Consider the following 19802-nt stretch of genomic DNA (forward strand, 5'->3'; position numbering starts at 1 on the left):
CGAAAGTGAGCGGCTTATGACCACACTGAGGACGGCGTGGCGGCGGGCCACGCTCCCGCGCCTGTCGGTGCTGCGCACCGAAGCCCTGTCCGGGCTGGTCGTGGCCTTGGCCTTGATCCCGAACGCGATCGCGTTCTCGATCATCGCCGGTGTCGATCCCAGCGTCGGGCTGTACGCGGCGACCATCCTCGCCGTCGCGCTGGCCTTCCTCGGCGGGCGCCCGGCGATGATCTCCACCGCCACCCCCGCGATGGCCCTGGTGGTGGCCCCGCTCGGGCGCGAGTACGGGGTCGACCACCTGCTCGCGGCCACCGTGCTGGCCGGGGTCTTCCAGGTGGTCCTCGGGCTGGCGGGCGCGGCCCGGCTGATGCGGTTCGTCCCCTCCAGCGTGGTCACCGGCTTCGTCAACGCGCTCGGGGTCATGATCTTCACCGCGCAGATCCCCTACTTCGCCGGCGACGGCTGGACCGTCTACGCGATGATCGCCGCCGGGCTCGCCGTCATCGTGCTGCTGCCCCGCCTCACCCGGGCGGTCCCCGCGCCGCTCGTGGCGATCATCGTGCTCACCGCCGCCGCCTGGGCGGGCGGCCTGAACGTTCCGACCGTCGGCGACATGGGGCGCCTGCCGGACAGCCTTCCGGTGCCCTTCCTGCCGGACGTCCCCCTCACCTGGGAGACACTGCGCGTCATCGCCCCCACGGCGCTCACCCTCGCCCTCGTCGGCCTGATCGAGTCGCTGATCACCGCCAAGCTCGTGGACGACTACACCGAGACCGGTTCGGACAAGGCCCGCGAGGCCCGCGGCCAGGGCTGGGCCAACATCCTGTCCGGCTTCTTCGGCGGCATGCCCGGATGCGCCACCGTCGGCCCGACCGTGATGAACGTGCGCTCGGGCGCCCGCACGCGGCTGTCCCTGCTGTTCGCCGGGGTGTTCCTGATCGCCCTGGTGACCGTGTTCGACGGCCTGGTCGCGGGCATCCCGATGGCGGCGCTGGTGGCGGTGATGGCCTATGTGGCCGCCACCACGGTGGACTGGCGCAGCCTGCACCCGCGCACGGTGCGACGGCTCCCGTGGAGCGAGACCCTGGTCATGGCGGTCACTGCCGGGATCATCCTGGCCACCCACAACCTGGCGCTGGGCGTCGGCGCCGGGGTCCTGGCCTCCATGGCGCTCTTCGCCCGGAACGCCGCCGTGGTCGCCGAGGTCACCAGCGTCCTCGACCCCGAGGGCGGCACCCGCGTGTACTCGGTGCACGGCGAACTGTTCTTCGGCTCACGCGAGCAGGTGCTGCACCGGTTCGACTTCGCCGAGCCCGGGGTCGGCGCGGTCACCATCGACCTGTCGGGCGCCCATGTGTGGGACGCCTCCGCCGTCGCCGCGCTGGACCAGGCGGTGGAGCGGTTCCGCAAGAACGGGGTGCAGGCCGCGCTCACCGGCCTCAACGCCCCGAGCGCGGCCCTGCACAGCAGCGTGAGCGGCCTGAAGGCCGAGGCCGGGTAAGGGCGGCACCGGGGCGGGCCCAGGGCGCCGTGTCTCAGGCGAACAGCTCCTCCGGCGACGACACCCGCAGCGCCAGGTCGCCCCAGGCGTCCAGGGTCTCCACGTCGGTGCAGGACACGATGCGCTCGCGGGCCCGCCCCTCCACGGTGATCCCCCGGTGCCGGAGGATCTTCAGCAGCAGCCACGCGGACGCCTCCGCGCGGCCGCTCTCCAGGTCGCGCCCGGCAGGTGCCGGTGCGGCGCCGTCGACGGCGGAACCCACGATCTGCCTCCCATCGGTGTCGGCGCCACGGCCGACTCGGTGCCGGCGCCGCTAGTCGGCGCCGACGAGGTCGATGACCGCCTTGCCCACCAGCCCGTCCTCCACGGCGCGGTGGGCGTCGGCGGTCTCCTCCAAGGGGTAGCGGTGCAGCGGCAGCCCGGTGTCGGCGCCCGCGGTCAGCGCCCCGTCGGCCGTCGCGTCCGATACCGCGCCGACGGCGTCGCGCAGCGCGGCGTCCGGGATCCCGTACAGGAACACCCCGTGCCAGCTCTGGTTGGCCAGCATCGCCGTGCGAACCGGGATGCGCACCTCGTCGGTGTCGGCGGCGGCGTAGAAGGCGACGGCGGCCCCCTCGGCCAGGACCCCCTCCAGGGCCGGGGCGTTGGCGGCCACGGCCACCTCGACCACGGCGTCCACGCCCTCGGGCGCGATCTCCCGCACCCGGGCGGGCACGTCCTCCGCGCGGTAGTCGACCACGTGCCGCGCCCCCGCGGCGGCGGCCAGCGCCGCCTTCTCCGGGGAGCTGACCGTCGCCACCACCGCGGCCCCGGCCCAGGACGCGAGCTGGACCGCCGCGTGCCCCACCGCACCCGCGCCGCCGGTGACCAGGACCGTGCGGCCCTGCAGCGACCCCGGGGCGAGCCGCCTGGGCCCCGTCTCGGCCACCGTCAACGCGCGGTGGGCGGTCAGCGCCGGAATCCCCAGCGCCGCCCCCAGTCCGAAGCCAGCGCCGTCCGGCAGCGGCACGGCCCGCTCCTCCGGAACCACCGTGAACTCCTGCGCCGTGCCCTCACGGCTCTGCCAGGCCGCGCCCCACACCCACACGCGCTGCCCGACGCGGTCGGCGGCCGCTCCGGGCCCGACCGCGTCGACGATCCCGGCGCCGTCGTGGTGCGGAACCGTCTCCCCGTCGGGCTCGCGCCCGGAGCGGTACTTGACGTCGATGGGGTTGATGCCGGAGGCGTGCAGCCGCACGCGGACCTCGCCCGGCCCGGGGGCGGGCACGGGCCGGTCCACGAGGCGCAGCACGCCCGGGTCTCCGGCGGCGGTGTAGGTGATCGCGCGCATCAGGGGGTCCGTTCGGTCGGGGCGGTCCGCGTCGGTTCCTCGTCAGAGGTGCGCCGCCGCGGCCGTCCGCGGCGGACGCGGGCTCAGGCTACTCGGGGACCCCCGCGAGCCTGCCCCAGCCGTTCCCTTCGGCGAGCTCCGCCATCTTCGGGTCGGCGCCGACCGCCACCGGGTGGCCGACGAGCCCCAGCAGCCCGGCGTCGGAGGTGTGGTCGCCGTAGGCGTGGCACTCGGCGGGGTCCGCCCCCGCCTCCTCCATCAGGCGGCGGGCCGCATTCTCCTTGCCGTCCCCGATCATCGACCGCAGCACGCCGCCGGTGTACACGCCGTCCTCGGCCTCCAGCAGGGTGCCGATGGCGGTACCGGCTCCGGCGTGCTCGGCGATCGGGTCGAGGCAGGCCGAGAACGACCCCGACAGCAGGACGGCGGTGCGCCCCGCCGCGACGTGCTCCCGCAGCGTGGCGAGCACGTCCCCGTGGAACAGGCCGCCGCGTTCCATATGGCCGCGGAACCAGTCGCGCCCGATCTCGGCGACCTGCTCCACCTTGTATCCGGCGAACCGCCGGTAGAAGAGCCGGTTGCCCTCCTTGCGCGGCAGTCCGGGCCGGATCAGGCCGCGCGCCTCCGCGCGCAGCCGCTCCTGCTCCTCAGGCGGGTGCCCGACCGCCTCCAGGAAGAAGTCGTAGTAGTCGAACATGCTCTTGATGGAGATCAGCGTTTCGTCGACGTCGTAGAAGGCGAAGGCCGTGCGCTGTGTCGTCATGCGTACTCCGGTCGGATCGGCCGTGATGAGAGGAGGGAGGGGGCGGCCGAGGACGGTTCGGCCGCGGCGGGTCAGCCCAGGACGAGGACGATCTCGGCCACGGTGTCGCCCTGCTGGACGGCCCGCATGCGGAAGCCGTCCGCCCCGTCCCCGCCGTCGGGCCGCGCGGACAGGTGCACCCCGTCGTCGAGCTCGGCGAACTTCTCGAAGGAGCCGTCCAGCCACAGCACCCGACCGGGCCCGGCGGCGTCCGCGCCGCCGGACAGCAGCAGGGCGCACTGCCGGGCCGCCTCGCTGAACACCATGGCGGGCACGTGGTCGTAGGGGTGGTCGTACATGCTGCGGTTGCGGAAGGTGCGCGGGCTCAGCGCGGCCGAGACGCCGTCGCCGTCGTAGGCGACCCCGTCGAGCACCGCGTTGCCCGGGTCGAGCCGCCGCACGTCGGCCGGGTCCACCGGCGTCCCCGCCGGGGCGGCCTCCAGGGTGAAGGCGGTGGGCACCTCGGCGCCGCGCTGCATCCGGCGCAGCCGCAGGTACTGGTCGGTGGGGGTGCAGCCGACGTCCATGGTCAGCCGCCCCAGCGGGCGCCCGTCCAGCTCCAGGTCCATGGCGAAGTCGATCGAGCGCAGCCGCCCGGCGCGGTGCCGCCGCCCGGTCACCTGCCCGTCGATGCGCAGCTTTCCGGGGCGCTCGCCGCAGGCCAGCGCGTCGCCGTCGGTGACCGCCAGCGACCATGCGGTGACCATGAAGGTGGTCTCCCGCGGCACGTCCTCGTGCAGGTGGGCGGCGTAGGTGACGGACTGGCGGCAGGCCTCCAGCACCAGCAGCGCGTCGTGGAAGCCGGACCCGCGGGTGTGGTCGCGGTAATAGGAGTGGGACAGGGGCAGCTGGGCGGCCGCGGCGAAGCGGCCCTCGCCCGCGGCCCGCGAGTCGGTCAGGAACACCTCCGACAGCGACCAGCGGTGGACCAGGCTGCGCGGCACCGTGTGCTCGTCGCTCAGGTCCGCGGTGGCGGGTGCGGCGGTCAGTGTGGGCACGGGTCCTCCTGGTGGGTGGGTTCCGCGGGTGGGTCGGGGCGGCGGGTCAGCCGGGGGTGCGGGCGGTGTCCGGCCGGGGGCCGTCCGGTCCGGGGCGGGCGGCGAGCAGGCACCCCACCGACCCGTCCGGGCCGACGGCGGTGAGCAGGGCCAGACCCCCGGAGGCCGGGTCGGGCCCCTCCTCACGCCACCGGGCCAGGACGGAGGCGAGCGCCAGTGCCGCCCCGGCGGCGTTGGTGTCGCCGAGCCGTTCGGCGACGTCCAGCTGCTGCGGGAGGCGTCCGCCGAAGACGGCACCGAGGGCCTTCCGCTCGACGGGGGCCTGCGCGGCGCGCGCCGTACCGCCGGGGGCGAGCAGCGCCACGTCTGTGGGCTCCGCGCCGACCCGGGCCAGCGCGTCCTCGACGCAGGCGGCCAGGCGGCGGGCGGGCGCGTCCGGCCCCTGCGCGGGGTCGGCGAACCCGATGGAGCAGGCAAGGAGCCGTCCCAGCGGTTCACCGGCCCCGGCGGCCTCCGTGTGCGGGGCACCGGGGGCCTCAAGGGCGAACACCGCCGCCCCCTCGCCGAGCGCGGCCCCCGGCGCCAGCTCCCCGTGGCGCATCCACGCCGCCTGCGGGGACAGTTCCTCCGCCGCGCCCGCGAGCAGCCGGTCGGCGCGCCCGTTCAGCAGCGCGGTGCGCGCGTAGCGCAGGGCGTGCAGGGAGGCCAGTGGGCCGCCGGAGACGGTCGCGTTCAGCCCGGTCAGCCGGTTCCGGATGGCCGCCCGCCCGGCCGCCGAGTTCATCAGCGTCCCGGGGAAGTCCGACGGCGACACCAGGTAGGGCCGCTCCTGGGTGAACGTGTCGTGGAGGAACCCGAGCACGGTCTCGGCGCTGCCGACCGAGGCGCCCAGGACGATGCCGGTGCGGTCGGCCGGGGCGGCCCGCCCCGCATCCTCCAGCGCGAGCGCGCAGGCGGACATGGCCAGCCGGTCCGTGCGGGTGAGCTTGCCGAGCCCCTTTCGGCCGAGGACCTCGGCGGGGTCGTAGTCCGCCGGGTGCACCCGCACCGGCGGGTACTCCACGGCGCCCGCGCCGTCGGCGGCCCCGTTCCCGGAAGCGGAGCCGGGGCCGCCCGGAGCGGCGAGGGGCTGCAGGCCGAGTCCCACGGGCGAGACGGCCCCGCAGGCGACGATGTCCACGGGGCGCTGCGCGGGCCGCGCGGCGGGTGCGTCCGGTCCGTCCTCCAGGTCCCGGACCGGGCTCCCCGATGCCGTCGGATTCATGGGCGCACCTCTCCGAACAGGGTGATCGCGTTGTTGCCGCCGAAGGCGAAGCCGTGGTTCTCCACCACCCGCGGGCGCCCCGGACGGGCCTGCGGCACCGGGTCGGCGCCGGGCCCCAGCTCGGGGTCGACCTCCCGGACCGTGGCGGTGGGCGGCAGGAACCCCTCGTGCAGGGCGGCGCAGGAGGCGACGGCGCCGAACGCGGCGGCCGCGCCCATGGTGTGCCCCAGCATCGACTTGATGGAGCTCATCGGCGGCGGACGGTCGCCGAAGACGGCGCGCACCGCGGCCGTCTCGGTGGAGTCGTTGGCCCGTGTCCCGGTGCCGTGGGCGCAGATGTAGCCCACGTCCTCGGGCCGGACCCCCGCGTCCGCGTGCGCCAGGCGCACGCATGCGGCGATGGAGTCGGCGTCGGGGTTGGTCATGTGCACGGCGTCGCAGGTCATGCCGTACCCGAGGACCTCGGCGTACACCCGGGCCCCGCGGGCGAGCGCGTCCTCCAGCGGCTCCAGCAGCAGCGCCGCCCCGCCCTCGGCGGTCACGATGCCGTCCCTGTGGGTGTCGAAGGGGCGCGGCACCTCCTCGGCCAGCGCTCCCAGCCGGTGGAACCCGGCGTGCGTGGCGCGGTTGGAGGCGTCGGCGCCGCCGCACACCGCCGCGTCGGCCTCGCCGCTGCGGACCAGGTCGTATCCGTGCGCGATGGCGTAGTTCCCGGCGGCGCAGGCGGTGCCGAAGACCACGGCCTCTCCGCCCAGCCCCAGCTCGGCGGCGGCCGCCGCGGCGATGCCGCCCGCGTCGGCGCGGGCGGCGCCCCCGGAGCCCAGGGCGGGGGCGCCGCCCTCCAGGGCGCGCGCCGCCAGGTCCTCCATGATCTGCGATTCGCCGTTGGTGGTCCCGAAGCAGCTCGCCGCGTCGCGCAGCGCGGGCGCCTCGGGCGCCAGGCCGGCGTCGGCCGCCGCCATCGCCGCCGCGGCGGCGGCGAACCGGCCGCTGCGGCCCCACTCTTCGGGCGTGATGCGCTTCAGGTGCTCGTGCGGCCGGAAGCCGGCGACCTCACCGGCGCGTGTGCGCTCGAACCCCTCGGGGTCGAACTGCCGGATCGGGCCGATGCCGGAGCGCCCCTCGCGGAGGGCGGCGGTGAACGCCCGGGCGCCCAGGCCCAGGCTGCTCACCGCCCCCATGCCGGTCACGGCGACCCGGCGGCCGCCCTGCTCACGCACCGGCCGGCTCCGCGGCCGCGTGCCGGGCCACCAGCGCGTAGGCGGCCGGCAGGTCGTCCAGCTCGGTCAGGTCCTCCTGCGGGATCTTGATCCCCAGGTCGCGCTCGAAGCGCGAGAAGATCTCGATGACCAGGATCGAGTCGGCCTCGAAGTCCTCGGCGAAGCTGCTCTCCTCGGTGAGCTCGCCGCTCTCGACCTCCAGGACCTCGGCGATGATCGCGTGAACGCGGCCGCGCATGTCCTCGGAAAGCCCGGTGGCACTCATCTGTCTCCTCCAAAGGGCGGGGAATCTGTGAGAAGGGGGCCGGAACGCCGTACCCCGCACACATGCCATTCCGTACAGGGCGGTTGACACGCTGTTCGTCCCCCCGTTTTCCGCAACGCCTCCATCGAATCCGTGTAGGCGCCCCGCGGCAAGATGAACAAAAGTGGCAGGCGGGTACTCCCCGAGGGGCGGGGCGCAATTCCGGAGTACTACTTAGGGGGATTCCCGTACTCCTTTTCATGTCGCTTTGATCGGGCTTTCATCGGCCGTGCCCAGCATGGTCGCCACGGCCCGCGGACCCCGTGGGCCGCGGCGGCGCCCGCCGGGCGCGCCGCGCCGCGGAACGGGCCGCCAGGGAGAGGAGATGTGCCGATGACGCCGAGCCCCGCCGTCGGGATCGAGGCCGCCGCCGTACTGCTGCCCGAGGACCGGGACCGGGCGGAGGCCGCGGTCGAGGCGGGCCGCCTGACGCCCCGCCAGGCCCACGAGGTGGGCCACCGGGAGCTGCCGGCCTCCCGTGGCCTGAGCGCCCCCGACATGGCCGCCGCCGCAGCGGACGAGGCGCTGCGCGGCGCGCGGGTGGACGGCAAGGAGCTGGACACCGTCTGCCACGCGTGGATGTACTACCAGGGCCACGACCTGTGGTCCCCCGCCCACTACATCGCCCACCGGGTCGGCGCGCACCGCGCGGTGCCGTTCGGGGTGCAGCAGGTGTGCAACGGCGGCGCCGCGGCGATCGACCTGGTGGGCGCGCGCCTGGCCGCGCGCGCCCGGGAGCACGGCGGCGCGCCGGGTGCCCCCGTGTGGGGCCTGTCCACCACCGGGGACCGGTTCTCCGGTCCCGGCTTCGACCGCTGGGCCAGCGACTACGGCGTCGGCTACGGAGACGGCGGCACCGCGCTGGTGCTGCGCAGCCCGGTGGGGCCGCGGACACCGCTGGCCGTGCTGGCGATGGCCACCGTCGCCGCGCCCGAGCTGGAGGCCATGCACCGCGGGTCCGACGCGTTCGCCGAGGCCGCCCGGGACCTGCGCCCCAGGGTGGATATGCGCGCCACCAAGCGGGACTACCTGCGCCGCCACGGCGGCGAGGGGTTCGCCCGGGTCAACGAGGAGAGCATCGTCGGGGTCACCGAGGCGGCCCTGCGGCGGGCGGGGCTGGAGGGCTCGGACGGGCGGATCCGCCGCGCGCTGCTGCCCCGCTTCGGCCGCAAGACCCTGGAAGGGTCCTGGATTCCGCTGCTGCGCGAGCGCCTGCGCGCCGACCTGGTCGACGTCGGGGCCGACACCGGCCACCTGGGCGCCGGGGACACCCCGGCGGGCGTCGCGGACCTGCTGGGCGGGGACCGGCTCGAACCCGGCGGGGTCGCCCTGGTCTACAGCGCGGGCGCCGGGTTCACCTGGTCGTGCCTGGTGGTCCAGGCGCCGCCGCGCTGAGCCCGGCCGCCGGGGCGCCGCCCCGGCCCGCCGCGCGCCGTTCGGCCGCGCGCACCGCCGTGCGGACCGGACCGCGCGGTACCGAGACCGCCGCGCCGGGTCCGAACCGCGCGGCACCGATCCGACCCCGGGGAAGCGGTCCCCGGGAACAGACAGGAGGCAGTGGGATGGCGCGTTCCGTGTTCGTCACCGGCGGGGGCCGGGGGATCGGCCTGGCCGTCGCCCGGGCCATGGCCGCCGACGGGGACCGGGTGGCCGTCGGGGTGCGCAGCGGCGCGGCCCCGGACGGGCTGCTCGGCGTGGCCTGCGAGGTCACCGACCAGGCGTCGGTCGAGGCGGCCTTCGCCGAGGTCGCGGAGCGGCAGGGCCCGGTCGAGGTGCTCGTCGCCAACGCCGGGATCACCAGGGACCGGCTGTTGCCGGCCATGGACGACGCCGCCATGGAGGAGGTGATCCAGACCAACTTGACGGGGGTGATGCGCACCGTCCGGGCGGCCGCGGGCGGCATGCTCGCCGCGCGCCGGGGGCGCGTCGTCCTGCTCTCCTCGGCCCTGGGCTTCCTGGGGTCGCCGGGGCAGACCAACTACGCGGCCACCAAGACGGGACTGCTGGGGTTCGCCCGCTCGCTCGCCTGGGAGCTGGGGTCGCGCGGCGTCACGGTGAACCTGGTCGCCCCCGGGATCATCGACACGGACATGACCCGGGGGCTGAGCGAACGGCGGATGCGCGAGACGATGCGGATGACCCCGCTCGGCCGCACCGGCACCCCCGAGGAGGTGGCGGCGGCCGTGCGCTTCCTCGCCAGCGAGGAGGCCGGCTACATCACCGGGGCGGTGCTGCCGGTCGGCGGCGGGATCGGGATGGGCGTGTGAGCGGACCGGGCGGCCGCCACGGGCGAGCTGATCAGCCCCCGTTCGACGGCCTTGTTGGCGGCCTCCACCCGGGACCGCGCCTCCAGCTTGTCGAAGATGTTGCGCATGTGGCGCTTGACGGTCGCCTCCACGATCTCCAGGCGCCGGGCGATCTGCTGGTTGCTCATGCCGCGCGCGGCCAGCTCGATCACCTGGCGCTCGCGGGTGGACAGCACGTCGTCGCCGCTGTCGGCCGCGTGCGGTGCGGCCAGGCTCTCGGCCGAGAGCGACAGGGTGACGTGGCTTCCGGGGGCGCAGGCGTCCCGGACCGCCGCCGTGAGCGCCTGGTGGGTGACGGTCTTGTGGAGGAAGCCGCGGATGCCCAGGGGCAGCAGCGACTGCACCAGGGCGGGGCTGTCGTGCATCGACAGGATGAGCACGCGCGCGGTGGGGACGCGCTCGCGGAGGCGGCGCACGACGGCGGTCGGATGCCCGTTGCCCGGCATCTCCAGGTCCATGAGGACGATGTGCGGGAGGGTCTCCTCGGCCATGCGGATCATCTCCGAGGCGTCGGCGGCCCCGGCCACGACCTCGAAGTCCTCCTCGGACCGGAGAAGCTCGGCGAGCGCGTTGCGCAGAAGTGTGTGGTCGTCGGCTATGAGGATCCTTATCCGATTCATCTTCCTGCCCCTGACTACTTCGACAGACGATCGGTCGGCCGTGCCGTGGCGGGCACGCCGGAACGGGGGACGCGGGGAGCGGACGGCCCGAGCCGGGCCGGCGAGGGGGATCACGGGGCGCGCCGGGGACGGTCGGCGAGCCCCGTCCGGCCGGACTCAGGGGCCGGAGGGCAGGCGAGGCAGGACCGGCCACCAATGGCGGGCTCCGGAGCGTGACCGGCTTTCCGCATTCGGTGAGGGATGGCCGGGTAACGTTGTTTCGGGTTAAAATAACGGACGGGGTTCGGGCTTTCACGCACGGTGGGTCCGCGCCGCTGAAGTGTGATTCCTCGATCCTTTCCTGCGGGCGCGGTCGATGCATTCACATGATCTGTGCAGGGTGGATGCCCGTTGTCCTGCAATGGCACCGGCGAAAGCCTAGCACGGCGGGTAATCGAGCCGATGTGAACTGCGCCACTGCGCCCGCTCCGGTGCAGGTGTGCAAAGGTGCGACTTAAGTTGCAGGGGCGCTGGTACTTGTGTCGACGGCGCGAAGGGGAATGCGCGCCGCCCCTCTATATTCCATCCGGAGGCCGCGAATGGAAATGCGAAATTCCTTCGCGGTGTAGAATCCGGGTGACCTCTGGGGGAACGGACCATGGACGCACCGCGTTTCCGCACGCTCGGCGGGCTCGCCGTCCGGGAGGGCGGCGCCGAGCACGCGCCGCGCGGCCCCAAGCTCGGGGTGCTCCTCGCGCTGCTGGTGCTGCGCCCCGGCCGAACCGTCGGCATGGACGCCCTCGTCGACGAGCTGTGGGGCGAGCACCCGCCGCGCGGCGCCGTGGGGACCGTGCGCACGCACGTCTACCACCTGCGGCGGGCGCTGCGGGAGGACCTGGGGGAGGGGGCGGACCGCTTCCTGGTCACCCGGCCGCCGGGGTACGCCGCCGACATCGGCCCCGAGGAGGTCGACGCGACCCGGTTCGCGCGGGCGGCCGACCGCGCGCGGCTGCTGCTCGCCGAGGGGCGTGCGGACCGGGCGCACGCCGAGGCCGGGGCCGGGCTGGACCTGTGGCAGGGGCGCCCGCTGGCCGACGTGCGCACCGGGAGGGCGCTGAGCGGCATGGTCCAGCGCCTCGACGAGGTGCGCCTGCAACTGCTCACCGTCCGCATCGAGGCGCGGATGCTGCAGGGCCGCTACACCGAACTGCTCCCCGAACTGCGGGACCTGGTCGCCGCGCACCCGCTGAACGAGCCGTTCCACGCCTTCCTGATCGAGGCGTTGTACCGGAGCGGGCGCAGGGGCGACGCGCTCGGGGCGTTCCGGCGGCTGTCGTCCGTGCTGGAGGAGGAGCTGGGGCTGGAGCCGTCGGAACGCGTCCGGCGGTTGCGGCACACCATCCTCACGGAAGCCGCGCCGACCCCGCTGAGCAGGGCGGAGACCGTGGGGATCGTGGGTTCCGCGGGTGCTGTCGGCGCGTTGGGAACGGTCGGCGCGGTGTGAGGCGGTGCCGCCGGTGGCGGGCGTGCGCGCGGTCACCGTGACCGGCGACGACGGCCGGCCAGGTCCCCCGCTTGTGGACCCCGGCCGGGCGGCGGGTCGGAGGACCGCGGGGTGGGAGGGCGGCGACGGCGGAGGCCGGCGACCCTTCCGGTAGCGCCGCCGGGCGCCGGGTGTTCGGATGGCCGCCGTGTCCGGCGGCGACGGCGGAGCGGGGGACCTGCTCTCGTCGCCGGTGCCGGTCACGGCGGGCGGACACCGNGTGCGGCCGCTCCTGGAATCCACCGGCGGGATCCGGGCGGACCCCCTGGGGCGTCTGGGCCCCCAGCACCCGACCCCCGGGCCCTCCGGGCCCCGAACCCACCGAACCTCAGTACCGTCCGCCCTCAGCCTGCGGTACCCCGTCCAGCAGCTCCAGGTCCTCCCCGCTCAGCCGGACCTCGGCCGCGCCGACGTTCTCCTTCAGGTACTCCAGGCGCTTGGTGCCCGGGATCGGCACGATGTGGTCGCCCTGGGCGAGCACCCAGGCGACGGCCACCTGGGCCGGGGTCGCCCCGTGCCGGTCGGCCACCTGCCGGACGGTGTCCACGATCCGCAGGTTCGCCTCCCGGACGGAGGCCTGGAAACGCGGATTGACCGACCGGAAGTCCCCGGCCTCGAAGGTGGTGTCGGCGGTGACGGCGCCGGTGAGGAACCCCCGGCCCAGCGGCGCGAACGGCACGAACGCCGCCCCGTTGCGGGCGCACCAGGCCACCACGTCCCCGGAGGGCCCGTCCAGGCCTCCTCCGCCCCGGCCCCCGTACCCGCCGGGGGAGGCGGCGGCGTCCCCGCGTGCGGCGGTCCACCACAGGGAGAACTCGGACTGCACGGCGGCCACCGGGTGCACCCGGTGCGCCCGTTCGGCCTCCTCCACCGACACCTCGGACAGCCCGAGGTGCCGGATCCTGCCCTCGCGCACCATCTCGGCCAGCGCGCCCCAGGTCTCCTCCAGCGGGACGGCCGGATCCACCCGGTGCAGGTAGTACAGGTCGATCACGTCGGTGCCGAGCCGCCGCAGGCTCGCCTCCACCGCGCGGCGCATGTGCGCGGGCGAGGCGTCCCGGTGCATGGTCTTGGTGGGCAGGTCGTCGACGACGAGGCCGCCCTTGGTCGCCAGGAACGCCTCGTCGCGGCGCCCGGCCAGGCCCTTGCCGACGAGGGCCTCGTTGTGCCCGTCGCCGTAGACGTCGGCCGTGTCGACCATGCCCACGCCCAGGTCCAGGGCGGTGCGCACCACCTCCGCGGCGCGGTCGTCGTCGCGCTGGGACTCGGAGTAGGCCCAGCTCATGCCCATACAGCCGAGTCCGACGGCCCCCAGGGGGCCGATCGTCGAACCGTGCGCGCGCTGCTCCATCCGGTCTCCTTCGTGGATCGCGTCGGTGTCAGGCGCCGGCCGGGTCCGGCCGGCGCAGTGCGGACCTCAGCAGGTCCTCCAGCTCGGCGGCCCGGTCGGCGCCGAGCACGTCGATGATGTGGCCGTCGGGGCGCACCAGCGCCACGGCGGGGCGCGGGCCCAGCGCCTCGGCGAGCCCGGTCTCGCGGCCCGGGGCGGCCTCGGCGACCGCGTACGCGGGCCCGGCCAGGGCGCGGACGCGCCGGGCGACCCCGGCCCAGCGCGGGTCGGGGCGGCGGCCCGGCCACAGCACGACGGTGTGCCTGCGCGCGTCGACCTGCAGCCACGCGCCCCCGTCCGAGGCGACGGTGCGGGCGCCGCCGCCGTCACCCCCGCCGTCCAGCGGGGCGGGGAGCGCGGGCAGCCGGTCTCCGGGGCGGACGCGCCGGGTCGGGCGGGCGGTGGTGCGCAGCGGGTCGGGCGTGCCCTCCCCGGGGCGGTAGGTCGTCCCGGTCTGGGCGACCAGCGGGGAGAGGGAGCGCTGCAGCAGTCCGGTGGCGTCGGCGGCGCGCAGGGCGGCGTCGCGCACGGCGATCCGGCGCGGGTCGCGCAGCAGGCCCCAGTGCGTCTGCAGCGCCGTGGTGCGGGCCACCGCGTGCGCGGCCCGGCGCCGCTCGGCGTCGTACCCGGCCAGCGCCTCCTCCGGAAGGCGGCCCTCCAGCACGCCGCCCAGGCGCCAGCCGATGTTGACCGCGTCCTGCAGGCCGGTGTTCATCCCCTGGGCGCCCGCCGGGCTCATGATGTGCGCGGCGTCGCCGATGAGCAGGCACCGCCCCAGGCGGAAGGTGCCCGCGGTGCGGGCGTGCACCCGGAACGTCGTGCTGAACCGCAGCTCGCCCAGGCGGTTGCGGCCGGGGCCGCGCTCGTCCATGAGGCGCTGGAAGAACTCGCGCGAGGGCGGGGTGTCGTCCACGGCGTGGGGGACGCTGACCGCCACCCGGGTGACGTCGCGGCCGAGTGGGCCCAGCGCCAGGCTGCCCTCGGGGGTGTAGCAGTAGCTGACCACGTCCATCGGCGCGTCCCCGGCGACCTCGGCGTCGGTCACCGAGAAGCTGACGTCGAACTGCGCCCCCTCGTAGGGCACCCCGAGGAGCTTGCGCAGCGTGCTGTGGGCGCCGTCGGCGCCGATCAGCCAGGAGGCCTCGACCTCCTCGGTACCGCCCCCGGGGCCCTCCAACACGACCCGGACGGCGGGGCCGCCGGGGGCGCCGACCGAGGTGAGGCGGACGCCCCGCTCGATCTTGCCGCCCAGTTCGGCCAGGCGCGCCTCCAGCAGGCGCTCGGTCTCGCTCTGGGCGATGGCGACGGCGAACGGGTAGGGGGTGTCGGGCAGCCGGTCCATCCACGCGGTGGCCTGGCGGCGCCCGCTGGAGAAGTAGGCCACACCGGCGATGCGGTGGCCGTGGTCCACGATGCGGTCGGTCAGCCCGGTGCGGCGCATCAGTTCCAGCAGCCGGGGCCACACGATGGTGGCGCGGGAGTGGGCCGAGTGCTCGCGGGAGGCGTCGATCAGCCGCACGGCGGCGCCCTGCTGCAGCAGCTCGCACGCGGCCAGCATGCCGACCGGGCCGGCGCCGACGATGATCACCTGCTCGTCCATGGCTCGCACCTCTCTTCCGTCGCGCGGACGGGTCGCCTTGGCGGTGGTGGGGCGGAGGCGCGGCCGGGTCGCGGGCGGCTGGGCCTCCCGGCGCCGATCGGCGCCGCTGGCACGCTAACGAGCGGTCGGCCCGCGGGGCGGCCTTCCGCTACGGAAGAGGGGCGGCTCTGCTCCTAAAGCGCCAGTGCCCTTCCGCCGGTGCCCGTCCGGTACCGCCGGGGTCACTCCTCCTGCAGGGCGCGGATGCCGCGGTCGAGCAGGTCGCGCAGGAGGGCCAGCTCGTCCTCGGTGTAGACGTCGGACAGGCGCGCCTCCACGGCCAGCGCGCGGGCGTCGGCCTCGTCGAGGAGTTCCTTGCCCTTGGGGGTGAGCGTGGCGAGCAGGACTTGGGCGTGGACCTCGGCCGGGGCTCGGGTGACGAGTCCTTTGGACTCCATGGTGGACAGCAGCGAGGCCATCGACTGGGGTGTGACGCAGCACACCCGGGCGAGCTGCGAGCCGGACAGCGACGCGAAGGACAGCGCGTGCAGCGCGGCGTACTGCGGCACCGTCAGGCCCAAGGGGCGCAGGGCCTTGTTCTTGGCCGCCATCAGGGTCTGCTCGGCCCTCTTGACGTAGGTGCCGAGCCGCTCCAAGAGGGCGTCGTTGATGCGCTGTTCCGCGTTCATGGGGCCTGCCTCCCGTCGATCCTGCACCGCCAAAGTATCAGGATTGACAGTCACCCCCTAGTCCTGACTTGACACAGAAGCCTGACTGATGTTCCGTACTTGATTGAGCATCAGGGTTCTGATGCTCCCTCGCGTCCGTAACCACAGGAGAGAGTTTCATGTCGGCCGACTCCCCGGCGCCCCCCGACCGGCGCGCCAAGCCCGCACTCACGCTGGTGCTGATCTGTGCGGCCATCGTCCTCGTCCCGGTCACCGCCACCGGGTCGTCCGTGGCCGTGCCCGGCATCAGCCAGGACCTGAGCATCGGCCTGGCGGCCGCGCAGTGGGTCGTGAACGGCTTCTTCCTGACCTTCGGCGGCTTCATGGCCATCACCGGCTCGCTCGCCGACCTCACCGGGCGGCGGCGGATGTTCGCCGGCGGCGTCGCCCTGTTCTGCGCCTCGATGGTGCTCGCCTCCTTCGCCCCGAACATCGGCCTGCTCATCGCCGCGCGCGCGGTGGCCGGGGTGGGCGCGGCCGCCGCCACCACCGGCGGCAGCGCCGTGCTGGCCCAGACCTTCTCCGGGGTCGCCCGGACCAAGGCCTTCGGCGTCTTCGGCACCGCGATCGGCCTGGGGCTGGCCTTCGGCCCGCTGGTGGCCGGGTTCCTCGTCACCTCGCTGGGCGGGTGGCGGACCTTCTACCTCGTGGCGGCGGTGGTGCTGCTGCCGATCCTGCTCATGAGCCCGCTGCTCAAGGAGTCCCGCGAGACCACGACCGGCGGCATCGACTGGGCGGGGGCCGTCACCTTCACCGCGGGCCTCATCCTGTTCGTGTTCGGCCTGGTCGAGGGGCCCGAGCGCGGCTGGACCGACCCGGTGGTCATCGGCGCGCTGGCCGCGTTCGTCGTGCTCATGGTCGTCTTCACCGTCGTGGAGCGGCGCCGGGCCGAGCCGATGTTCGACGTCTCCCTGTTCGCCCGGCCCCGGTTCCTGGCCATCTGCGCCATGCCGGTCCTGCTGGCCTTCGGGTTCGTGGCGCTGCTCATCGTGCTCCCGCCCTACTTCATGGCGGTCGACGGGGTCAGCGCCCAGTACGCGGGCCTGCTCCTGGTGCTGCTGACCGGGCCCACCCTGGTGGTGCCGCCGGTGGTGAACACGCTGGCGGGCAAGGTGTCCCAGCGGCTGCTGCTGGTGGTGACCATGGTGCTGGTGGCCATCGGCAGCGCCTGGCTGACCGTCATCGGCCCGGGGACGAGCGTGTTCGTCCTCGCCGGGCCGCTGATCTGCATCGGTATCGGCTTCGGCATCTCCCTGGCCATCCTGGACGGGGCGGCGGTCAACTCCGTCGAGCCCGGCCGGGCGGGCATGGCCGCGGGCATCTTCAACACCATGCGGCTGGCCGGGGAGACCATCTCGATCGCCGTGCTCAGCGCCATCCTCGCCGGGGTCACCCGCAGCCGCCTCGCCGAGGCGGTCGACGAGGAGACCGCGGCTGCCGCCACCGCCCGCCTGCTCCAGGGCGACATGGACGGGGCGGCCGGCGCCGCCTCGGGGGCCCAGGCCTCCGGCTTCCTGGAGGTCGCCCAGGCCGGGTACACCGACGCCATGCACGCGGCGCTGTGGACCATCGCCGTCCTGTCGGTGCTCGGCGCCCTGGCCGTCGGCCTGATGATGGGCGAGCGCGCGCCCGAGGCCCAGGCCGAAGGGGAGCCGGAGGGCGACGGCGCCGAGACGCCGTCCCCGGTCGGCTGACCCCGCCCCGTACGCACCCCTGCCCACGGGGGCACCGCAGCCCCCGCCGTCCGCTCCGCCGGGCCACCCTGCCCCGGTCCCGGCGGAGCGCCGGGCAGGGGTGCTTCACGGTGCCCCGCACCCGTCCCCGGCCGCGCCCGCGAAGAAATCCCATGGCCGGGTCCGGACTCCCGGAAAATCCTTTCCCGCCGGTCACCGCCGATATCATCGAGGTAATCGAGTCAAACGTGTCTTAAATATCGAGATGCAGGGCGAATTGCGGATCGGGATTCCACTGCGACGAGTCTGACCAGCGGTTTTCTGGCGGCCAGCTCCCCCTTGTCCCAGGGCTGTCGGTGCCCCGCCCGCGTCCGGGGAACACATCGGCCCCGTTCCGGAAACGGGGGATACGGCTCTGTCGGGCCGCACTGGAAAATGTGTGCCCCATGACACAGTGAGAGGGGTTGCGCAATTTCGCGCCGCTGCTTTCCCGCCCTCGGCCGATACAGCGAAGGACGAATCGTGCACCGTGCCACCACAGTCACCGCCGAGCCTGCGACGGCGTGCCCGCCGGAGCCCGCGTCCGCCGCACCGGGGCCGTGCCGGGCGCCCGGGGCCGCCGACGGCACGCCCTCCGCTCCCGGGGAGGAGGCCCCGGGGGCGCCCGCCCCCGCCCATCTGATCGGATCCCGGATGTCCGGGGCCGCGACCAAGGGGGAGGCGTCCGGTCCGGGCGCGAGCGGCCCCGAGTCCCCCGTCGGACTGCACCCCGGCGAGGCCGACGCGGTCCTGCGCCGCTTCGAGCTGGCCCTGCCCCTGTCCCCGGGCACCGACGACCCCGCGGCACCGTCGCGGGACGACCTCATCGACTACGCGCGGCGCATCCTGGCCGGAGCCGGGGCCGCGGACGCGCGCCGGCCCGCACAGGCGCGAGTGCGGGGCGGCGCCGCGGCGCACGCGGTCGCCCTCCTCCAGGAGTGCGCCCTGCAGCAGGTCCTCGGGGAGGGCGCGGCCGGTGACACCGGCCCCGGCCTGCGGCGCGCGGTCGAGGTCGTGCGGCTGATCGGCACCTCGGTCCGAAGGGACGCCGAGGAGGCCGCGGCGGCGGGGCGGGCCCCGGGGCGGCGCAAGGAGCGCACGCTGGCCCGGGAGCTCCACGACGAGCTGGGCAGCTCGCTCACCACGGCGCTGCGGCGCATCGAGGTGAGCGAGCGGACGGCCGACCCCCACCACATCGCCGCGGCGCGGCAGGCGGTGTGCCACGCCCTCGACCACACCCGCTACCTCATCAAGGGGCTGCGGCTGCAGACCCCGTTCTCCTCCCTGGACGAGGCGATGGAGTCGTTCCTGGCCCGCATGGCGCCCGAAGGCGTCGCCGTGGACGTCCGGATCGCGGGCGGGGAGGAGCTGGCGCCGCTGTCCCTGCGTCGCGAGCTGTTCATGGTGGTACGGGAGAGCATGCGCAACGCCTTCGCCCACTCGGGCGCGGGGAGGGTGACGGTGCGCATCCGGACCAACCCGTGGTGGATCTCGGCGAGCGTGGCCGACGACGGGATCGGGTTCGACACCGACGCGACGCACTCCGAGCGCTGTTCCTACGGCCTGGCGTCGATGAAGGAGCGGGTCGAGGAGATGGGCGGATGGCTGACCGTCGACTCCGCCCCGACGATGGGCACCGTGGTCCACGTGCGGCTGCCCGTGGGCACCCCCTGACCACCCGCCGGGGGCGCGGCGCCCCCGGGCGGAGGACCGTGGAACCCCTTCGGGGAGATCCCTCTGAGCGGAGGAACCGAGTGCCGGTCGATGAGACGTTCACGGGGCGGAGCTACCCGCCCACCGCGCCGTACGAGGTCGGGCGGGAGAAGATCCGGGAGTTCGCCCGGGCGATCGGCGACCCCCACCCGGCCTACACCGACCCTGAGGAGGCGAAGAGGCTGGGGCACCCCGACGTGCTCGCCCCGCCGACGTTCGTCTTCACCATCACCTTCGAGGCGGCCGGCGCCGTCATCCACGACCCGGAACTGGGCCTGGACTACTCCCGGGTGGTCCACGGGGACCAGCGGTTCGCCTATACCCGCCCGGTGCGGGCGGGCGACCGCCTGACGGTGGAGTCGACGATCGAGAAGGCGGGCACGGTGCGCGGCAACGACGTCCTGGAGGTGCGCGGAGAGGTCCGCGACGAGTCCGGCGCCCACGTGGTGACCGCCTGGACCACCCTGATCTCCCGCGCCCCGGAGCCCGGGTGAGGCGATGGCCCCGTGGGGGCCGGACGCCTCCGCCTCCCCAAGCCGCCTGCAGGCTTCTTGGGGAGGCGGAGGCGGACAACCGTCGGCCCGAGCCGGGCGTCATGGCTTCGTGCCTACCGAATCCTTGACCCCCTCGCCCTCCCTTCCGCCCTCGCGGGGGAGGGCCGGCGTCCGCCTCGCGGCCCTGGCCGCGTCGTCCGTGCTCCTGCTCGCCGGGTGCGCGACGGGGTCCGGCCCGGACACCGGGCCGGACCCCGGCACCGACGACTGGTGGACGCCCGCCCCCGGCGAGACCGCCTCGTGGGAATGGCAGGCCGCA

Annotated in this window: 18 protein-coding genes and 1 pseudogene; 8 read left to right on the forward strand and 11 right to left on the reverse strand. The window is 75.1% G+C overall.

Translation table 11 applies throughout. The features are described from left to right. The first annotated feature begins 16 nt into the window (after nucleotides 1-16). Complete coding sequence (locus D476_RS0120790; RefSeq protein ID WP_017625854.1) at nucleotides 17-1501, forward strand: SulP family inorganic anion transporter; 1485 nt, start codon at nucleotides 17-19, stop codon at nucleotides 1499-1501. Nucleotides 1502-1535: 34 nt separating this feature from the next. Here the strand turns inward: D476_RS0120790 and D476_RS34010 are convergent, their stop codons facing one another. The 7 genes from D476_RS34010 to D476_RS0120825 form a co-directional block, all read right to left on the reverse strand. Next, the gene (locus D476_RS34010; protein ID WP_017625855.1) at nucleotides 1536-1763 is read right to left on the reverse strand and encodes a hypothetical protein; all 228 of its coding nucleotides are present in this window, start codon (nucleotides 1761-1763) and stop codon (nucleotides 1536-1538) included. A gap of 51 nt (nucleotides 1764-1814) precedes the next feature. Then, nucleotides 1815-2831: an NADPH:quinone reductase gene (locus D476_RS0120800; RefSeq protein ID WP_017625856.1), complete on the reverse strand. Its 1017-nt coding sequence runs from the start codon at nucleotides 2829-2831 to the stop codon at nucleotides 1815-1817. An 88-nt stretch (nucleotides 2832-2919) separates the two neighbouring features. Continuing rightward, the gene (locus tag D476_RS0120805) at nucleotides 2920-3594 is read right to left on the reverse strand and encodes an HAD-IB family hydrolase (protein WP_017625857.1); all 675 of its coding nucleotides are present in this window, start codon (nucleotides 3592-3594) and stop codon (nucleotides 2920-2922) included. Nucleotides 3595-3665: 71 nt separating this feature from the next. Continuing rightward, nucleotides 3666-4631, reverse strand: coding sequence for an AfsA-related hotdog domain-containing protein (locus D476_RS0120810; RefSeq protein ID WP_017625858.1), 966 nt, complete (start codon nucleotides 4629-4631; stop codon nucleotides 3666-3668). Between the two features lie 46 nt (nucleotides 4632-4677). Beyond that, nucleotides 4678-5895, reverse strand: a complete 1218-nt coding sequence (locus D476_RS34015) for a beta-ketoacyl synthase N-terminal-like domain-containing protein (protein ID WP_017625859.1) — start codon at nucleotides 5893-5895, stop codon at nucleotides 4678-4680. Beyond that, nucleotides 5892-7115 carry a beta-ketoacyl-[acyl-carrier-protein] synthase family protein gene (locus D476_RS0120820; RefSeq protein WP_017625860.1) on the reverse strand — a complete coding sequence of 408 codons (1224 nt, stop codon included), beginning with the start codon at nucleotides 7113-7115 and terminating at the stop codon, nucleotides 5892-5894. Before D476_RS0120820 ends, D476_RS34015 begins: the two co-directional genes overlap by 4 nt. Then, nucleotides 7108-7380 (reverse strand): acyl carrier protein, encoded by a 273-nt coding sequence (locus D476_RS0120825; RefSeq protein WP_017625861.1) that lies wholly within the window; start codon nucleotides 7378-7380, stop codon nucleotides 7108-7110. The genes D476_RS0120820 and D476_RS0120825 overlap by 8 nt, the downstream gene beginning before the upstream one ends. A 372-nt stretch (nucleotides 7381-7752) precedes the next feature. On the opposite strand from D476_RS0120825, the gene D476_RS0120830 reads away from it, so the two are divergent. Further along, nucleotides 7753-8814 (forward strand): beta-ketoacyl-[acyl-carrier-protein] synthase family protein, encoded by a 1062-nt coding sequence (locus tag D476_RS0120830; protein WP_017625862.1) that lies wholly within the window; start codon nucleotides 7753-7755, stop codon nucleotides 8812-8814. A gap of 167 nt (nucleotides 8815-8981) precedes the next feature. Next, nucleotides 8982-9686: a 3-oxoacyl-ACP reductase FabG gene (gene fabG / locus D476_RS0120835; protein WP_017625863.1), complete on the forward strand. Its 705-nt coding sequence runs from the start codon at nucleotides 8982-8984 to the stop codon at nucleotides 9684-9686. On the opposite strand, the gene D476_RS0120840 is transcribed toward fabG, so the two are convergent. Beyond that, entirely contained in the window at nucleotides 9632-10345 is a 714-nt protein-coding gene (locus D476_RS0120840) for a response regulator (RefSeq protein ID WP_017625864.1), read from the reverse strand. The two genes, fabG and D476_RS0120840, sit on opposite strands and share 55 nt — an antisense overlap. A 637-nt stretch (nucleotides 10346-10982) precedes the next feature. Here D476_RS0120840 and D476_RS34020 point away from each other — a divergent pair. Beyond that, the gene (locus D476_RS34020; protein WP_017625865.1) at nucleotides 10983-11828 is read left to right on the forward strand and encodes an AfsR/SARP family transcriptional regulator; all 846 of its coding nucleotides are present in this window, start codon (nucleotides 10983-10985) and stop codon (nucleotides 11826-11828) included. Nucleotides 11829-12195: 367 nt separating this feature from the next. Here the strand turns inward: D476_RS34020 and D476_RS0120850 are convergent, their stop codons facing one another. From D476_RS0120850 to D476_RS0120860, 3 genes are all read right to left on the reverse strand, one after another. After that, entirely contained in the window at nucleotides 12196-13218 is a 1023-nt protein-coding gene (locus D476_RS0120850) for an aldo/keto reductase (protein ID WP_017625866.1), read from the reverse strand. Nucleotides 13219-13246: 28 nt separating this feature from the next. After that, nucleotides 13247-14857: an FAD-dependent monooxygenase gene (locus D476_RS0120855; RefSeq protein ID WP_017625867.1), complete on the reverse strand. Its 1611-nt coding sequence runs from the start codon at nucleotides 14855-14857 to the stop codon at nucleotides 13247-13249. 221 nt (nucleotides 14858-15078) lie between these two features. After that, complete coding sequence (locus tag D476_RS0120860; protein ID WP_017625868.1) at nucleotides 15079-15525, reverse strand: MarR family winged helix-turn-helix transcriptional regulator; 447 nt, start codon at nucleotides 15523-15525, stop codon at nucleotides 15079-15081. 158 nt (nucleotides 15526-15683) lie between these two features. On the opposite strand from D476_RS0120860, the gene D476_RS34025 reads away from it, so the two are divergent. The 4 genes and pseudogenes from D476_RS34025 to D476_RS38555 all read left to right on the forward strand — a co-directional run. After that, the gene (locus D476_RS34025; RefSeq protein WP_017625869.1) at nucleotides 15684-17258 is read left to right on the forward strand and encodes an MFS transporter; all 1575 of its coding nucleotides are present in this window, start codon (nucleotides 15684-15686) and stop codon (nucleotides 17256-17258) included. A gap of 672 nt (nucleotides 17259-17930) precedes the next feature. Beyond that, nucleotides 17931-18950: a sensor histidine kinase gene (locus D476_RS35715; RefSeq protein ID WP_017625870.1), complete on the forward strand. Its 1020-nt coding sequence runs from the start codon at nucleotides 17931-17933 to the stop codon at nucleotides 18948-18950. 80 nt (nucleotides 18951-19030) lie between these two features. After that, the gene (locus D476_RS0120875) at nucleotides 19031-19483 is read left to right on the forward strand and encodes a MaoC family dehydratase N-terminal domain-containing protein (RefSeq protein ID WP_017625871.1); all 453 of its coding nucleotides are present in this window, start codon (nucleotides 19031-19033) and stop codon (nucleotides 19481-19483) included. 109 nt (nucleotides 19484-19592) lie between these two features. Next, a pseudogene (locus tag D476_RS38555) lies at nucleotides 19593-19802 on the forward strand (hypothetical protein); the annotation flags it as partial.

It is taken from the genome of Nocardiopsis chromatogenes YIM 90109 (assembly GCF_000341185.1).
Classification (GTDB): domain Bacteria; phylum Actinomycetota; class Actinomycetes; order Streptosporangiales; family Streptosporangiaceae; genus Nocardiopsis_A; species Nocardiopsis_A chromatogenes.

Excerpts from the sequence above, each read along its gene's own strand:
- D476_RS0120790 (WP_017625854.1), top strand. The coding sequence starts at position 17 with ATGACCACACTGAGGACGGCGTGGCGGCGGGCCACGCTCCCGCGCCTG.
- D476_RS0120800 (WP_017625856.1), bottom strand. The coding sequence starts at position 2,831 with ATGCGCGCGATCACCTACACCGCCGCCGGAGACCCGGGCGTGCTGCGC.
- D476_RS0120805 (WP_017625857.1), bottom strand. The coding sequence starts at position 3,594 with ATGACGACACAGCGCACGGCCTTCGCCTTCTACGACGTCGACGAAACG.
- D476_RS34015 (WP_017625859.1), bottom strand. The coding sequence starts at position 5,895 with ATGAATCCGACGGCATCGGGGAGCCCGGTCCGGGACCTGGAGGACGGA.
- D476_RS0120825 (WP_017625861.1), bottom strand. The coding sequence starts at position 7,380 with ATGAGTGCCACCGGGCTTTCCGAGGACATGCGCGGCCGCGTTCACGCG.
- D476_RS0120830 (WP_017625862.1), top strand. The coding sequence starts at position 7,753 with ATGACGCCGAGCCCCGCCGTCGGGATCGAGGCCGCCGCCGTACTGCTG.
- fabG (WP_017625863.1), top strand. The coding sequence starts at position 8,982 with ATGGCGCGTTCCGTGTTCGTCACCGGCGGGGGCCGGGGGATCGGCCTG.
- D476_RS0120840 (WP_017625864.1), bottom strand. The coding sequence starts at position 10,345 with ATGAATCGGATAAGGATCCTCATAGCCGACGACCACACACTTCTGCGC.
- D476_RS34020 (WP_017625865.1), top strand. The coding sequence starts at position 10,983 with ATGGACGCACCGCGTTTCCGCACGCTCGGCGGGCTCGCCGTCCGGGAG.
- D476_RS0120850 (WP_017625866.1), bottom strand. The coding sequence starts at position 13,218 with ATGGAGCAGCGCGCGCACGGTTCGACGATCGGCCCCCTGGGGGCCGTC.
- D476_RS0120855 (WP_017625867.1), bottom strand. The coding sequence starts at position 14,857 with ATGGACGAGCAGGTGATCATCGTCGGCGCCGGCCCGGTCGGCATGCTG.
- D476_RS0120860 (WP_017625868.1), bottom strand. The coding sequence starts at position 15,525 with ATGAACGCGGAACAGCGCATCAACGACGCCCTCTTGGAGCGGCTCGGC.
- D476_RS34025 (WP_017625869.1), top strand. The coding sequence starts at position 15,684 with ATGTCGGCCGACTCCCCGGCGCCCCCCGACCGGCGCGCCAAGCCCGCA.
- D476_RS35715 (WP_017625870.1), top strand. The coding sequence starts at position 17,931 with ATGTCCGGGGCCGCGACCAAGGGGGAGGCGTCCGGTCCGGGCGCGAGC.